This window comes from Paenibacillus sp. BT-177, from assembly GCF_025846815.2.
Classification (GTDB): domain Bacteria; phylum Bacillota; class Bacilli; order Paenibacillales; family Paenibacillaceae; genus Paenibacillus; species Paenibacillus polymyxa_C.
In genome coordinates, this window is the sequence record NZ_JAOYTP010000003.1 from 1 (window position 1) to 16,745 (window position 16,745).

The 16,745-nt window shown below is 42.5% G+C and carries 13 protein-coding genes and 1 rRNA gene; 1 reads left to right on the forward strand and 13 read right to left on the reverse strand.

Annotation, left to right across the window (positions count from 1 at the left end):
* The 12 genes from OIU26_RS10505 to rfbC all read right to left on the reverse strand — a co-directional run.
* Positions 1–213, reverse strand: a 16S ribosomal RNA gene (locus OIU26_RS10505); the annotation flags it as partial.
* A 375-nt stretch (positions 214–588) separates the two neighbouring features.
* Entirely contained in the window at positions 589–2,604 is a 2,016-nt protein-coding gene (gene ligA / locus OIU26_RS10510; RefSeq protein ID WP_264216792.1) for an NAD-dependent DNA ligase LigA, read from the reverse strand.
* Positions 2,605–2,690: 86 nt separating this feature from the next.
* Positions 2,691–5,015 carry a DNA helicase PcrA gene (gene pcrA / locus OIU26_RS10515; protein WP_264216793.1) on the reverse strand — a complete coding sequence of 775 codons (2,325 nt, stop codon included), beginning with the start codon at positions 5,013–5,015 and terminating at the stop codon, positions 2,691–2,693.
* A 41-nt stretch (positions 5,016–5,056) separates the two neighbouring features.
* On the reverse strand, positions 5,057–5,767 hold the full coding sequence (locus OIU26_RS10520; RefSeq protein WP_264216794.1) for a heptaprenylglyceryl phosphate synthase: 711 nt from the start codon (positions 5,765–5,767) through the stop codon (positions 5,057–5,059).
* A gap of 126 nt (positions 5,768–5,893) precedes the next feature.
* On the reverse strand, positions 5,894–6,766 hold the full coding sequence (locus OIU26_RS10525) for a phosphatidylinositol-specific phospholipase C/glycerophosphodiester phosphodiesterase family protein (RefSeq protein WP_264216795.1): 873 nt from the start codon (positions 6,764–6,766) through the stop codon (positions 5,894–5,896).
* A 221-nt stretch (positions 6,767–6,987) separates the two neighbouring features.
* Entirely contained in the window at positions 6,988–8,388 is a 1,401-nt protein-coding gene (locus OIU26_RS10530; RefSeq protein ID WP_013373301.1) for an undecaprenyl-phosphate glucose phosphotransferase, read from the reverse strand.
* Entirely contained in the window at positions 8,385–9,293 is a 909-nt protein-coding gene (locus tag OIU26_RS10535; RefSeq protein ID WP_016324754.1) for a glycosyltransferase family 2 protein, read from the reverse strand. The genes OIU26_RS10530 and OIU26_RS10535 overlap by 4 nt, the downstream gene beginning before the upstream one ends.
* A gap of 370 nt (positions 9,294–9,663) precedes the next feature.
* On the reverse strand, positions 9,664–9,756 hold the full coding sequence (locus tag OIU26_RS10540; protein WP_219727884.1) for a putative holin-like toxin: 93 nt from the start codon (positions 9,754–9,756) through the stop codon (positions 9,664–9,666).
* 183 nt (positions 9,757–9,939) lie between these two features.
* Positions 9,940–10,851, reverse strand: coding sequence for a glycosyltransferase family 2 protein (locus tag OIU26_RS10545; protein WP_264216796.1), 912 nt, complete (start codon positions 10,849–10,851; stop codon positions 9,940–9,942).
* Positions 10,852–11,043: 192 nt separating this feature from the next.
* Positions 11,044–11,916: a dTDP-4-dehydrorhamnose reductase gene (gene rfbD, locus OIU26_RS10550; protein ID WP_264216797.1), complete on the reverse strand. Its 873-nt coding sequence runs from the start codon at positions 11,914–11,916 to the stop codon at positions 11,044–11,046.
* A 1-nt stretch (position 11,917) separates the two neighbouring features.
* A complete protein-coding gene (gene rfbB / locus OIU26_RS10555) occupies positions 11,918–12,937 on the reverse strand; it encodes a dTDP-glucose 4,6-dehydratase (protein ID WP_264216798.1) in 1,020 nt (339 codons plus the stop codon).
* A gap of 80 nt (positions 12,938–13,017) precedes the next feature.
* Complete coding sequence (gene rfbC, locus OIU26_RS10560) at positions 13,018–13,563, reverse strand: dTDP-4-dehydrorhamnose 3,5-epimerase (RefSeq protein WP_040102776.1); 546 nt, start codon at positions 13,561–13,563, stop codon at positions 13,018–13,020.
* A gap of 83 nt (positions 13,564–13,646) precedes the next feature.
* Here rfbC and OIU26_RS10565 point away from each other — a divergent pair, with 83 nt between their 5' ends.
* Positions 13,647–15,521, forward strand: coding sequence for a hypothetical protein (locus OIU26_RS10565; protein ID WP_264216800.1), 1,875 nt, complete (start codon positions 13,647–13,649; stop codon positions 15,519–15,521).
* A 71-nt stretch (positions 15,522–15,592) separates the two neighbouring features.
* Here the strand turns inward: OIU26_RS10565 and OIU26_RS10570 are convergent, their stop codons facing one another.
* Entirely contained in the window at positions 15,593–16,690 is a 1,098-nt protein-coding gene (locus OIU26_RS10570) for an acyltransferase family protein (RefSeq protein WP_264216801.1), read from the reverse strand.
* Positions 16,691–16,745: the final 55 nt, after the last annotated feature.

Genomic DNA, 16,745 nt, shown 5'->3' on the forward strand with positions numbered 1-16,745 from the left:
TTTCCTCCTTCTCCCATGCAGGAAAAGGATGTATCGGGTATTAGCTACCGTTTCCGGTAGTTATCCCTGTCTTGTGGGCAGGTTGCCTACGTGTTACTCACCCGTCCGCCGCTAGGTTAGTTAGAAGCAAGCTTCAAACTAACCCCGCTCGACTTGCATGTATTAGGCACGCCGCCAGCGTTCGTCCTGAGCCAGGATCAAACTCTCCATTAAAGACCAACCGAAGTTGGTTTATAGAAAGAGCGATTAGCTCATTTTTAATGCTAGCGATTCTTCTTTATAAAAGAAGTAATCTTTATTTCATCATCCATTTGTTCAGTTTTCAAAGAACTTGTCTGACCTCGTTTGTTTAACAAGTCAGGAATTATATCATACCATGTTAGTTGCTTTCTTGTCAAATCTTTTTTCGATTTTCTTTTCAGCAACTTTGCTTCAAGAAATATTATTCTCAAAGCAACGTCTAATAATATATCATGCCTGAAGTTATTTAGCAAGCACCTTTTTATACTCTTGTTCTTTACTATATAACAGATAATAAGGCAGCCACTCCGCTTTGGAACGGAATGACTGCCCTCATTGCAAAAACTATTATTCTTGTTCTAACAGTCTGATGAATTCATCCTCATCTTCTATGGTGTCGATTCCGAGCTGTTGTGCCTTAGCCAGCTTGCTCCCAGCCTTTTCACCAGCTATGACTAGATCCGTCTTTTTCGATACAGATCCGGCAACTTTGGCTCCCAGCGCCTCCAGCCTTGATGCAGCTTCATCACGCGTAAGCTGATGCAAGGTACCTGTAAGCACAACCGTTTTCCCACTGAAAAAGCTGTCTGTCTTTTTCACCTGTGGAGCTTCGGGGGCCTGAGCTTTTACTCCTAGAGACAGCATCTTTTCAATCCCTGCTTGAGTAAATGGATCGGCAAAGAATGCAACAATGCTTTCAGCTACAATCCCACCTACATCCGGCAGTTCTATCAGTTCATCCACCGTAGCGGACATCGTCTTGTGCAAATCACGATAGTGTTCAGCCAGCATGCGTGTCGTCGCTTTACCGGTATTCGGTATGCCCAGAGCATAAAGGAAAGAGGCCAAATCTCTCTCCTTACTCTTTTCAAGTGCCGCCAAGAGGTTATTGGCCTTTTTCTCACCAAACCGCTCCAGCTTCACAAGATCATCATATTGCAGTGTATACAGATCCGCAGGTTCACGAACTCCCAGTTCATCATGCAGTTGGATAGCTGTTTTGTCACTGAACGTCTCAATGTCCATGGCATCACGTGATGCAAAATGGGAAATGCGGGCCACAATTTGTGGTTTACAACCTAGCTTATTGTCACAAAATAAATGGGCGCCTCGCTGCTGCAACGGAAATCCACAAGCTGGACAATGCTCTGGAACAACAATTTCCTCCCCATCGTTCTCAGATGTTACTTTTCCCAAAATCTCAGGAATAACATCGTTTGAGCGACGAATAAACACACGCGCCCCCAAGGCAAACTTCAGGTTCTTACGCTCGATATCACCAGCATTGTTCAGCGTACAATTTTGTACAGTGACTCCCGCCAGCTCTACCGGTTCTACCCTAGCCAGTGGAGTGATCTTCCCGGTTCTTCCTACATTCCACTCGACCGAGTTAAGCACCGTAGTCGTTTCCTCTGCTTCGAACTTATAGGCCACCGCCCAGCGTGGGAATTTATCAGTATATCCGAGAACTTCACGTGTACGCATATCTGTAATTTTCAATACTGCCCCATCAATAAGAAAGTCCAATCCTGCACGGGATTCCTCAATCTCAATCAGTTGCTCCATTACATCATCAAAATTATCAAAGTAAGTCAGGTATGGGTTTACCTTGAAATGATTTCCACGCAGGAAGGTCATCATCTCCTGGTGGCTGTTAAACTGGATACCGTCTGCATATCCCACGTTGTAGAAAAATGCATTCAGTCGGCGTTCTGCTGTCACTTTGGGATTCAAGTTGCGCAAAGCACCAGCTGCGGCGTTGCGTGCATTTTTAAGAGGGTCCGCGGCAGTCTCATTATATTTGGACAGTACAGAAAGATTCATGATTCCTTCTCCCTGCACTTCAATTGTTCCATTTCGAAAAGGAATTGTAAGTGGCACGGATTTAATCGTCTTGACCTGTGCCAGTATCCCCTCACCTACCACACCATTACCACGTGTGGAAGCCTGCACCAGTTGTCCATCCGTGTATGTCAGGTTCAGCGTCAGTCCATCAAATTTTAGTTCTATCGCATAGCCGGGGGATGGCAAAGGTTGCTCTGGGTTCTTGGTATTGTAATCATTGACTAGCTTCACGACACGCACATTCCATGCACGCAGCTGCTCCATATTCTGAGCTTTATCAAGGCTCCATAATGGAGCGAGATGGCGATGCGGTGTGAAGCCCTTGAGGATCTCCCCGCCCACACGCTGTGTTGGCGAATCCGGCAGTACAAGACCGCTTGTCTGTTCAAGCGCTACCAGTTCGTCATAAAGCACATCATATTCTTTGTCGCTGATCTGGGGATCATCCAATGTATAGTAGTGATAGTTATATGTGTTCAGTTCAGCAACAAGCTGCTCCATCCTGTGCATTGGGTTCATGCAGGCGTATCCCTCCGGGAACTTCATTAGGGCAGAGGCCTTAGCCAAGCTGCCCTATGAGGTTCGAGATTTAATAATATTTAAGATTATTCTACTTTTGTAATCGGTGCAAAGCCAGCTAACAGTCGTTTAACCCCTACTGGAGCCGGGAAAGCAATCTGAAGCTCCATATCATTGCCCGTTCCTTTTACAGCTACAATGGTTCCAATTCCCCACTTGCCATGCTGTACCTTGTCTCCGGCAGCAAAAATGGATGCCCCCCCTGTCGCAACAGACGGAGTTGGTTTTGCAGGTGAGGAAGTGGTCACTGTTACGCGGGGCGACGCGGAAGCAGACGAGCCACTACGGCTCATCGTATCAAACGAGCGCTCTCCACCAAAGTTGCTGCCACTGCTTTTGCCTAGTCCGCGACCACCATAAGATCCGCCTACATTGCCTGAACGACGGTAACGATCACGCTTGATGACCGTATCCTCTTTTAACTCATCCGGAATCTCTTCGAGAAAGCGGGAAGGCGGGTTAGCTGTGGTACGTCCAAACAGAGTGCGCATCTGAGCGCATGTGAGGAACAACTGCTCCTCAGCACGGGTAATCCCGACATACGCCAATCTACGCTCTTCCTCCAGCTCTTCATTATCCAAAAAGGCCCTGCTGTGAGGGAATACCCCTTCCTCCATACCAACGATAAATACGATAGGAAACTCCAGTCCTTTGGCGCTATGCATGGTCATTAATACAACCGCATCACTCTGCTCCTCTTCATCGTCATTCATGGAATCAATATCGGCAATGAGAGCAAGATCGGTCAGGAAGGAGACAAGCGACTTGTCTTCCGTCCCTTTTTCAAATTCCATAGTTACCGACAGAAACTCATCAATATTCTCCAAACGCGAGCGTGACTCGAGTGTATTCTCGTTTTGTAGTTCCAATCGATATTGGGTGGTTTCCAGCATTTTTTCGGTCAACTCAGTAACTGACAGGTAATCCACCATCCGACTTAAACCTTCAATCATATCGTAAAACTCTACAAGCGCATTGCGCGTGCGTCCAGCAAAGCCCAAATCATCAACCACTTGAAGCACACGGAAAATCGAAACCCCACGTTCCACCGCGGCTGCCTGTAATTTGCCAACCGTTGTGTCGCCGATGCTTCGTTTGGGTACATTAATGATTCGGATCAGGCTGATATCGTCGTCAGGATTGGACAGTAGGCGAAGATACGCCAGCAAATCCTTAATCTCTTTACGATCATAGAACTTGATTCCGCCCACGATTTGGTAAGGGATATCCGATTTGATCAAAATTTCCTCGACCACCCGAGACTGGGCATTCGTACGGTACAAAATGGCATGATGGCTATAGGTTTTGCCCGCCTTAATATTCTTATGAATTTCTGAGGCGATAAAATAGCCTTCGTCATGCTCGGAGTCAGCACGATAAACCTTAATCTTGGCGCCGCCTTCTTTGTCGGTCCATAGTTTTTTTGGCTTGCGGCCTGTGTTTTGGCCAATGACTTCGTTAGCTGCATTAAGAATATTTGAAGTTGAGCGATAATTCTGCTCCAGCAAAATCGTGCGTGCTTCCGGGTAATCCTCTTCAAAGTTCAAAATGTTGCTAATATCCGCACCCCGCCACCGATAGATGGATTGGTCGCTGTCACCTACAACACATAGCCGATGATGCTTGTCAGCCAGCATTTTGCACAGCATATACTGCGCACGGTTCGTATCCTGATATTCATCAACATGAATGTATTGAAATTTCTTCTGGTAGAAATCAAGTACCTCGGGCACTTCTTTAAAGAGCTGAATCGTTGCCATAATCAAATCATCAAAATCAAGAGAGTTGTTGTTTCTGAGCCGTTGTTGGTACTTGGTATATACCTTCGCCACAATTCCTTCAAAATAATCGCCAATCTTGCGCTCATACATTTCGGGAGTGACCAGTTCATTTTTAGCCGTGCTCATCATAGACTGAACCGCTTTGGGTTCAAACTTTTTGGTATCTATATTCAGATCCTTCATACAGCTTCGGATGACAGACAATTGATCCGTAGAATCCAAGATGCTGAAATTGGAGGTAAATCCGATCCGCTCGATATCCCGGCGTAAAATACGCACACACATGGAGTGAAAGGTGGATACCCACACATCTTTCCCCTGCGGACCAATCAGCTTGGATACGCGCTCCTGCATTTCACGCGCGGCCTTGTTCGTAAAGGTAATCGCCAAAATCCCCCATGGAGCCGTCTTGCGGGTCGCAATGAGGTAAGCTATTCGGTGCGTGAGCACCCGTGTCTTACCACTGCCTGCGCCAGCCATAATTAGCAGAGGACCATCTACCGCCTCCACGGCCTGACGCTGAGGCTGATTAAGGCGAGCTACCGCCTCGTGTATATCTATTGATTGCATGCGTGCATGCTCCTTTCCCTAAGCTTTCATATATTCACGCTCTATACTTCCAATTTCACAGCTACCGTCTCCAACGCTTTCGCCAAATCACGATAAATAATGTTTCCTACTACAATGGTGTCACAAACAGCTGCTGCTTGTAACGCGGTAGATTTATCCACGATCCCTCCTCCGTATAAAACACGGGATCGCTCCGTACCGCGATGTATTTGTTGTACCAGTTCCATATCTCCAAAGACACCGCTATATTCCACATATACAATCGGTAGATGCATAAGCTTGTCAGCAATCTGTGCATATGAAGCGGCAGCAGAAGCACTCAGCGAAGTTTCCGCACTGGTAAGCTTGGCGACGGTGGAATCACCGTTCAAAACAATATATCCTTCCGTCACAAGCAAATCCCAAGGGATCATATAACCAAATTGCTCAATCGCACGTTGGTGCTGCCCCATAATCCAATTACTGTCACTGGTATTCAGCACCATGGGAATCATATATAGATCAAACCCCGGCACCACAGCTTCCAGATCGGATACCTCAAGCACACACGGCACCTCATAACGCCGAACCCGTGACAGCAAATCCACCGTATTTTCATACGTTACACCTGATGAACCTCCCACCATAATGGCGTCTGTACCAGACATACACACGGCATCAAGCGCCTCATCATTCAGTTCCTTGTCAGGATCAAGCTTAAATACATGCCTCCATGATTGAATTGAATCTGCCAACACACATTCCTCCAGCATCCATTGCTTTTGTCATCATCCAGACGAGCCGAAATCCAATATCCAAAAGCGTTCTATGCTAAGTCTATGACAGTGCTTAAAAGGTGTCAATGTTCGTATCAAATGGGAACACCGAGTTCAGACAGCTCATGGTCTCAGCGCATACAACCAACTGCGTCTACCAAGTTCTTTTTCCGTTAAAACGTCTGTATAAAAACCTCTTACACCCATCTTTTCGTAGTCAGTAGCATCCTTCAACTCATTAATCGTATTTACGTAGCACACTGCCCCTGCCTGACGCAAACTTTCCACTAAGGCACCACTCACGCGATTTTCTGGTAAAGTTACTGCCGTTATATCATGTTGTTGGACAAATTGAATGATCTGGTCATCCGTATCTTCTGTAGCATAGAGCGTATAAATAATGGATGTATAAGGATAGATACTCCGCAACGTTTGCAGCATTTCTTCATTATAAATTTGAGGGACAATACGAGACAAAAGTTCGGGATTTTTCTCCTGAACCTGACGGGTCAGTTGCGCAAACAACTGTTTGATTTGGGCAGGGTTCTGCTCTTTCGTATCGGTCACAATATAGGCATCCGGGTAGTTTTCCAATAAATCCAATACATCCTTCCAATCTAGTGGAGTATAGGAACCGTGTATAGGGGTGTTTTTAAATTGATGATAGCTCCAGGGCTTTCCGCCCTGCTCTGTAGCAACTGCGTGTTCCTGTTGCATTTGTTTTGTAAAGGATTCTGTCCATTCATGGCGTGCCACCAAATGTCCATCCGAAGTAAACATCAGGTCGACCTCGAATACACGGCTGCCTTTTTTATAATTTTCTACAAACGCTTCACGCGCATTGGTATAAGCCAAACCATCAACGGCTCCCATGGCATGCGAAATCACACGGTGTGTGGTAAAGCCAGTATGTTCTTCTGTAGATTGTCCTTTATAAGCTAGTAAAAATGTACCGATTAACATTAAAAGAATAACCGCAGCAATCACTCGTTTCATAGGGTGTCACATCCTTTTCGTACAGGTCAATACCCTACATACACCTACTCAAAACAGCTCTATATCAGCTGAACTAAAAAATGTACATATAAGTAGGCAAAATAGTGCTGAACTGGTGAAGCGCGTATTCATTGGCCTTATTATTGAAATCTCGGGACGTTGGCTATGGAAGTGTAATAGACACAAAAATACCCTCCGGCTAAGCCGAAGGGTGCTCTGAATTAATAAGCGTTTTTGAAGCCGTTACGGATTGTACGAAAAATAATTTTAATATCGAATAAGAGCGACCAGTTCTCAATATAGAAGATGTCATGCTTAATCCGTTCCTCAATAGATGTATCTCCGCGCAAACCGTTACTCTGTGCCCAGCCTGTAATTCCAGGACGAACATGATGCTTCACCATGTATTTTGGGATTTCCTCACGGAACTGATCCACATAATAGGGCCGTTCCGGACGTGGGCCAACGACGCTCATATCACCCAACAGTACGTTGAAAAACTGTGGCAGCTCGTCGAGGCTTGTTTTACGAATAAACGTACCAAAACGTGTGCGTCTTGGGTCATTAGCAGTCGTCCAGCCTGTATCTTCAGTTCCAGGTGGCAGTACCCTCATCGAACGAAATTTGTACATCCGGAAGGTGCGACGATTCAAGCCTACCCGCTCCTGCTTAAAAATAATGGGGCCTCTCGATGTGACCTTCACACCAATCGCCACGGCCAGCATAATGGGAGAGGTCAGAATAATGGCGAATAAAGAAAATAAAATATCAAACAGACGCTTAAACAATCGATTCCCTGCTACATCCAGTGGAATATCTCGTACATTGATCATCGGCATACCTGCAAAGTTGTCAAAGTAAGGTCGTGCCGGCAAATAATCAAAGAAATCGGGAATAATAAGCGTGCGTACTCCAGCCTTTTCACACATGTTGATAATCTTGGGATACTTATCATGAGCATCCAGCGGCAGCGCCAGAATGACCTCATCAATCATCAGGCGTGACAGCGTTGCCTCCAATTGATCTAATCCTCCAAGAATCGGACGAAAATGAGCTTCTTCCTCTTCGTTCCAATGCCGTTTATCATCCAGAAATCCCACTACTTCATAACCTAAATCAGGATACTGTCCAAGATTATGATAAAATCGTTGGCCTAAAGAACCTGCTCCAAGAATGAGCATGAATTGCTTATTGTATCCTTTTTGACGGAGAATTTTAAGAATTTGCTTCAAAAAATAACGATAAAACAAAATAATCAGCACATTACCAACCATATAGATCGCCAGGTAGGACCGCGAGATGTCGATTTGCTTTACGAAAAACATTACACTCAACAGCACAAATAGGCCAACAATGTGAATCTGGGTAACACGAAATACATCATCTGCAAACCTCTTTTTGCGCTTTGGCGAATAGAGTGAGAATAACATCCCCAGAACTACAGCAATCAGACCGTATATTAAGCTCCAACCTCCATATACTTGAATAGGAAGTGGCTCTTTATAAGTGATCCATTCACTTTCAAATTTGAAAAACCAAGCGATCAGAAAAGATAACTGAATGACCGCGAAATCCGCCACAATATATAATTGGGTTAAAAAACGCTGATTTCTGCGTATCATGCTTTCACCTCAGTACGAGATTGTTCCCCGCCGTCCGGCTTAACCGGTGCAGACAACTTATTTTTAAGAAAAGCCATTCCAAACTTCACCGTAATTCCCGTATATACAGCCATGTTGGTGATCCAGCTGTATTGCTGTTTATAATGCTTACGATGAAATACCCACATCGCTCTATGAAACTCATAAATAATTTTCAAAGGACGACGGCGAGCACTGCCTCCTTTGATATGAATAATATATGTGCGTGGGTAGTAGTAAATGCCCCAACCGGCTTGTTTAATCCGATAACACCAGTCTATATCCTCACCATACATAAAAAAGGTTTCGTCCAATCCGCCGACCTGGTCAATCGTCTCCTTACGCACCAGCATAAAAGCACCAACCAGTACATCTACAGGATACTCATCATCGGGGCTTAGATGCCCAAGCTGATATTGGTTGTACTTCGGGTTATCCGGGTAACGCTTCGACCAGCCGAAAGCATAGTAAAAAGACGCCGACGGCGTTGGAAACCCTCGCTTACAAGCCTTGTCTAGCGAGCCATCCGGCAGAATGACCTTACAGCCCGATGCCCCCATCTCCGGGTGTGTATCCATAAACTGAATCATTGTATCCAGCGTATCCGGCTGCACCAACGTATCGGAGTTCAATAGCAATACATAACGCCCGCTAGCTACTTCCATCCCCTGATTGTTCGCCTTGGCAAACCCTGTATTATCCTTATTAGCTATCAATGTAATATCCGGGTACGCAGCACGAATAGCCTCAACAGACCCGTCACTGGAGTGATTATCGATAACAATCACTTCATATCGATACTGCGTCTTTGACGCATACACTGACTGCAAACAATCCAGCGTCAATCGACACGTATTATAGTTGACGACCAGTATGCTTACATCCATATTTAAAACGCTCCTGACAAATTCAGTAATCTATTCTACTATCGCCTATTATAGCATACCGTGCAGGCCACGGGGCGCAAAAAAGCACATAACTTGTAACCTTGCATAGTTAGTAGAATTTCACAAAATTCGATTCCAGTCGCTCCAAAGTGCAAATATAGACAAACGAAACCATTTCGATCTATATATTGTTCATTGGAAGTCGTTTATTAGATTTTTGTAAAATCCTCGGTTGAGGTCTAAATTTCATCGTGGTAAGATATACATGGAAAAAGGGCTGGTGCCAGCCAGCCCCGCGCAACCAACGCTCCAAGAGCGGACGGTTTTAGAACAATCAGGCCGAAAATAGACCCTTCCTTGCGGGGGCGGTCTATTTTCGTTTGTTAAACTCTAACAGTGTGACGATTAACGCCCCGAACGTCAGCATTAAACTGAGCGCCTCAAACACTGTCACAGGCTTCACCCCCCTTCTCGGGAGAGTTAGCCGACCGCCCTTGCCAGCTCTATCGGTTGCACGTTTCAATTATACTATATATTTCCAAAAAGGAACACGCATTCGATGGTATTTTATCTAGCATTCATTTGCACCTTTGATTATTTGACGCTCCTATATGGAAAAAAGTTTCAATATTTTTCTTTCCATCTTCTATAATTTCCCCAGTATAAAAACTAACTTATAAATCCAGGTGTCCAACCGTGACTGCCTATAGAATGGAGACTGCCCAATATATCTCATACGAGAAAGCACACCCTTTTGGTAGCTATCCAGGAATTGATCCACATCTCTGTACAATTGAGAAGGCATGTCTTGTCCATATAGTTGAACAAATTGCCGGGCTTGCTTACTTAAAATATAGCGGTTTTTTCCTTTCACAAATCTACTTAGTCTCTTCCTCCACTTGCCGATCCAGCCATCCGTTGACCCTCCGAGCACATTGTTTTGATGCTGCCGATACCAAATGGACGGCTCAGGATCAAAAACGACCTCACCAAAAGCGGCGGTACATAAGTAAATCCACCAGTCATGCATGATAATGTTATCCAAAGTATCTGGCATTCTCGTTTTCACGAACTGAAGTGTTTGTTTATTGATTACCATGGTACAACCTACACATACATTCTCGATGAGAGCATTATATAAGGATAAAGGTCTGGGAATATCGGCTGGCCATACCTTGAGGGGTTCCAAGTTTTGAGAGACCATTTGGGTAGCAGAACAGTACATCAGCGGGCGGCTCTCATCCTTTTCCCTGAGCTGAGCTACAGCCCGAGCAAGCTTGTTCGGCATCCACACATCATCCTGATCACAAAAAGCATAATAGTCGAATGTCTCGGAAGATCTTTGAATCAGATCAAAAAAGCTCGTAATAACACCTACATTGCTCTTGAGGCATAACCTAATCTGTTGAGGATAGCGTTGCTCCAGTGTAATCAACTTGGCTACCGAATCATCTGTCGAGCCATCATCACGGATTAGAATCTGCACTTCTACGTCTTTTTGATTGATGAGACTTTCTACCTGCTCATCTAAGTAAGCTGCTCCATTATATGTAGACAATAAAACTTGTACGTTAGGTTTGTTCAGAGTAATGCCCTCCTTCTTTGAAAATATGGGCTACGGGGACATGTATGTCCCACCTGCCTATACATTATAATGCTCATCGTCCTTAATCAACATAGTCTTTAATATAATAAAATCTCCCAATCCTGAAATGATGGGAGATTTTCGATAGCTATAATAAAGTTTTAATTATTCAGATTCATCAAAATACTCCTGCAAAAAGTCACGCAATCCTTTGCGCCAATCCTGTAAATCGTGGAATCCGTTGGTCCGGATCGCAATATGCTCCATCACGGAATTACGTGGCCGCGCTGCGGGTCTGGGAAACTGCTCGGTGCTGCACGGTTCTAAATTTGCAGTGACCTTTACAGCATATAGCTCTGCGGCATCCTGAAAAATAGCTTGTGTGAACTCGTACCAGGTGCAAGAACCGCTATTGGATGCATGATATACGCCATACTTCTCCGTTTGAATCAATTCCGCCAAAAAACGTGCCAAATCCACCGTATAGGTAGGTGAACCCTTCTGATCATTTACCACCTGAAGTTGCGACTTCTCTTGTCCAAGCTTCAACATGGTTTTAACGAAATTGTTCCCGTACAACCCATAGACCCATGACGTCCGAACAATAAAGTACCTAGAGGAAAGCGTCTCGGTTAACACCTCTCCCGCCCGTTTGGACTTCCCATAGACACTCTGTGGATTCGTATTATCATATTCGTGATAAGGCTGCTCGGTGGTACCATCAAATACATAATCTGTACTGATATAAACCAGTTTAGCTCCTACTTCTTCTGCAGCCAGTACCATATTACGTGTCCCTGCCGCATTTACTTGATAAGCTCTATCCATATCAGTCTCCGCCGCATCCACCGCTGTATACGCTGCACAGTGGATTACAGCTTCAGGCTGATATTGTCCTACTATTTTCATCGCTTGGTCCAAATCCGTAATATCCAGCTGTTCCCGATCATATCCAAGAATATCATGCCCTTGCTCTTGGAAGACCTTTACCACATCCTTGCCGAGCTGGCCGGATGCTCCAGTAACCAATATTCTCATTTTACACGTCACCTAAGCGTGAACCATACTGCTTAGCATAATATTGCTGATATTCACCAGATTGAATGCGAGTCCACCATTCCTCATTGTCCAAGTACCAGCGAATCGTTTCTTTAATGCCGGTCTCAAAAGAGTGCTTGGGCTTCCAACCCAGCTCGTTCATGGTTTTGCTCGGGTCAATACCGTAACGGCGGTCGTGACCCGGACGATCCTGCACATACGAAATTAGAGATTCTGGCTTGCCCAGCTCCTCCAATACCGTTTTAACGATATGCACATTCGTTCGCTCGTTATTTCCCCCGATATTGTACACTTCACCCAGCTTGCCCTGATGAATGACCAGATCAATTGCGCTGCAGTGGTCCTCTACATACAGCCAGTCGCGAATGTTCAAGCCATCCCCATACACAGGTAGCTGTTGATCGCTCAACGCACGTGAGATCATTAGCGGAATCAGTTTTTCTGGGAATTGGTATGGGCCGTAGTTATTAGAACAACGTGTGATATTCACTGGCAAACCGAAGGTTTCATGATATGCACGAACTAACAGATCACCGCCTGCCTTGGAAGCAGAATAGGGACTATTAGGCTGCAATGGAGTTTCCTCTGTGAACAATCCGGTTTCACCCAGTGAACCGTATACTTCATCTGTCGATATCTGTACAAATTTGGTCACATTATATTTTTTGGCGGCATCCAGTAACACCTGTGTCCCTAATACGTTTGTTTTCACAAACACTTCCGGCTCCAAAATACTCCTATCCACATGCGACTCTGCCGCAAAATTCACCACCACATCAATTCCCTGCTGCATCAGTTGATCCATTACTTGTGCATCAGTAATATCTGCTTTCACAAAGGTATGTTTGGGATGATCTTCGATGGATTTCAAATTTTCCAAGTTACCTGCATAGGTGAGGGCATCCACATTCACGATTTCATAATCTGGATGCTGCTTTAACATATACAATACAAAGTTACTGCCAATAAATCCGGCACCGCCGGTGACGAGAAGTTTCATAAATACCTCCTAAAACGTGCTTTATTAATACATATAATATGTGCTTTTGGAGCAGAACGAAAAAGGTAGCTTATATCACCCTAATCAAAATTAATGTCTGCGTCGGCCAGTGCTGGATGCTTCTGATCCTTCTCTGAAAGAATAGCCTGAGAAGTTGGCCAATCAATCCCCAGCGCAGGGTCATTCCACAGAATTCCCCGATCATTTTCGGGTGAATAATACTCGTCTACCTTATACAACACTTGAGTATTTGGAACAAGCGTACAGAACCCATGAGCAAATCCTTTAGGCACCAGCAACTGACGTCTATTATGCTCGCTTAAGATTACTCCGACCCATTGACCGAATGTTGGAGAACTTTTACGGATATCCACAATAACATCATAGATGGCTCCAGACAGCACTCGGATGAGTTTGGTCTGGGCTTTGGGATTAAGCTGGTAATGCAACCCTCGGATTACGCCAGCTTCTGCAGATAAGGACTGATTATCCTGAATAAACGCATAGTTGATTCCATGTTGCTTCATAATTTGATCATTGTAGCTTTCCATAAAAAAACCACGGTGATCACCATGGACCACGGGTTCAATGATTTTTGCGCCTGCAAGTACTTCCTTTATTATCATTCACGAAACCTCCAACATCTTCTGTATATACTTTCATTTATGATTACTATAAAATTAATAAGCACACTATTTTGGGAGGGAATATGCTTTTGAATTTATCGAGAGTTAATAAAAATTTTGTTTGGTCCTATTTGATTTTGATGTGGCTACTTATCCCGATTCTCATATTGTTTAAAATTGATTCTTACTGTATTTCCATATTATTCAGTCTAAATATTGCTCAGTCGTTTGTCATAGGTGCTACATACATTTTACACATCAGTGGTATCTTAACATATGCAAAGAAAGAAATAATGGTGCAATACCTAGCTTTTGGCGGCTATCTCGTTGGGATTATATTCATTTACGCTTTTCTCCAAAGGGAACATTTCATTTATTATTGGGACTTTTCGGCCTATTGGAATACTTCCATACAATTTAACAACCTTTTAAGTACAGATTTTATAGCAGCATCTAAACAAATCTATGCAAGTATTTTAAGAGACGATTATTCCGTGTTCCCAACAGTCTTTCTCGCTCTACCCTTAAAGTTCTTAGGTACAAGCTACATGAGCTATGTGTTAGCTATCTATACCTGCTTCTTGTATCCATCTTGTTTGATCCTGTTCTTATTATGTATCAAGATTGCTGATCAAATCCAGCTCAACACAAAAGTGAACGTTCTTATCATCTTTGTACTTACATTTACTTTTCCAATTATGATAGCTCCTATGTTAGGTGGATATCTGGATTCTATAGGACTTATTTTTATCGGCTTGTCCTTAGTTATCTTATTTAATAATGATTTTGAACGTTTAAATTTAAAAGCGATTTTACTTTTAGCCGCTTGTCTGGTATTACTAACATTCACAAGAAGATGGTATGGATTCTGGATCGTATCTTTTTTTGGGTCGATCGGTATCGCCTTTATATTCAAATGGATTCTAGAAAAAGAGTTTCGCTTTAAGCAGCTTTTACAGGTTATTTTAAATTTTTTCATTATAGGAGCTTCAAGCGCATTATTTCTTGTCATATTCTTCAATGAATTTATTCAAAGAGCTCTGACCAATAACTTTAAGAACGCCTACTCAGCTTATTATTTTGGTGACGTCTTAAGTAACTTGCAGAATTTATTTTATCATTACGGAGCCTTCATTTTTATCATAGCTCTTATTGGTTGCATAGGCTTGTTATTCATTAGTAAAACAAGGTATATATCAATCTTTTTAGTTACGAACTTATTCATTACGTACTTTCTTTTTACAAGAATCCAAAGCTTAGCTTCTCAGCATTATTATCTGCTTACAGTGAATGTGTTAATTCTATTTATTAGTGGCGTTATTCTCATTCTAAACTATTTATCCAAGATAAAATATGCAAAAAATGTTGGCTTAGTTATTCTGGCTTATTTAGTGCTTTGTAATTTCTTAGTAACCTTTACGAATGCAAATGCACGGCCTGTTACCTACTTCTCTTCTTTATTCAGTGACTTTAAACAAACACCTAGAGTAAGAACAGATATACCTGTTTTGAAGCAATTGACGGCTGATCTTAAGGAACTTTCATCAGAACAGCATAAAGTATATGTCCTATCGAGCTCTGGAATCCTTAATGATGACATACTCAGACAGATCGAAATGCCTGACAATAGCAATGCTCTTCCGTTTATGAATCTGACTCATCATGTGGATTTAAGAGATGGCTTTCCAGTGTCGTTTTTTGAGTCCGATTATGTTGTGATCGCATTACCTACACAATACCATTTAGGTGAAAGTGGTCAAAAAGTTGTAGGTATACTCGCAGAAGAGGTTATGAACGGATCTCTTAAAAATAATTTTAAACCTTTAAAAAGCTATACTCTTGATAATAACGTAGAAGCCATCGTATTGAAAAAGACATCATCCATTACAAAAGAAAAAGTTGAGCTTATACGTTCACAATTCAGAAAAATATACCCTGATAATCCTGATCTTTTCTAATTCAATCCAGATGTCCGACGCATAAAAAAAAGCCCTCGAATAAAAATCGGGGGCTTTTTTTTAGTTAACAGTTAAACATTCTTATTAGGAATTGTAGTTATTTTAGAATTGCCAAAACTAAACTTTTTGCCAATCAGGAATGGTAAGAATCTATTAAATATTTCAATGAAAAGGACACAACTTAAAAAGACAAGCAAGGTAGAAATAACAACAAATGAAATTCCATCTAAATACATATTTGTTTTAACAGAAAACATCTCGTAAAAATTCACATTCTCCCAGAAGCTAAGTATTAGCCCATGCAGACCAAATATAACTAGAGAATTTTTACCAAAGTAGGACAACAAGCTAGATGACTCAATTTTTTTGGATAAGTAAATATAGAACACTAGACTGCCCAGTACCGATAGATAAAATAACACATAATTATGTCCATAGTAATTTCCTGACATGCCTGGTTTATCATTTATTAAAAATAATAAAAGACCCAGAAAGCCACCAGCATAAGCAATGTATGGTTTATTAATTTTAATTTTTTCGATAAAAAATTGTTCGTTTAATTTAAATAAATAACCACAAATAATTAAAGAAGCTGCATTAATGGACGTGCCAAATGACCAGGGAAGTGCATGTGTGTCAAGCTTACTTAAAAATGCCCCTAGAATGGTGAGCAATATCCAAAATACATACATATAACTTCTCTTTGAGGAAATTTTCAAAACTAAGTACGAAATGATTTGGGCCAAGAAGAGACAAGGTAGGAACCATAGAGACATATTAAGAATACCCAGGTGATTCCCATCAGCATATAAAAAAGTTTCAATAACAACCATTGGATCAAGTGTTCCGACAATCCCCATCCAATGCATCCAACCAAAATACAATAAGGAACATATATAAAGAGTCGTATATGGTAAAAGGATTGTTTTGATTTTAGACCACAAAAAACTACTAAACTTATACTTCTGAAAATTAGAGGTAAACCCAGAAGCAAAAAAGAAAAGAGGCATATGGAAGGAATAAAAATAACCTATAATAAAGCTTTTATCCATCGACTCATTCCCTTTAAAACCATGAGGTACCAAATGGGAGAAGACTAAAAAAATAATTGCCAGTCCCTTTAATACATCTACCCACTTTATTCTAGTTGGAGAATGCACAATTTGCATTTATAAAGTCTCACCTTCTTTATGTCATTATTATCTCAATGGATTCTTTAGTACT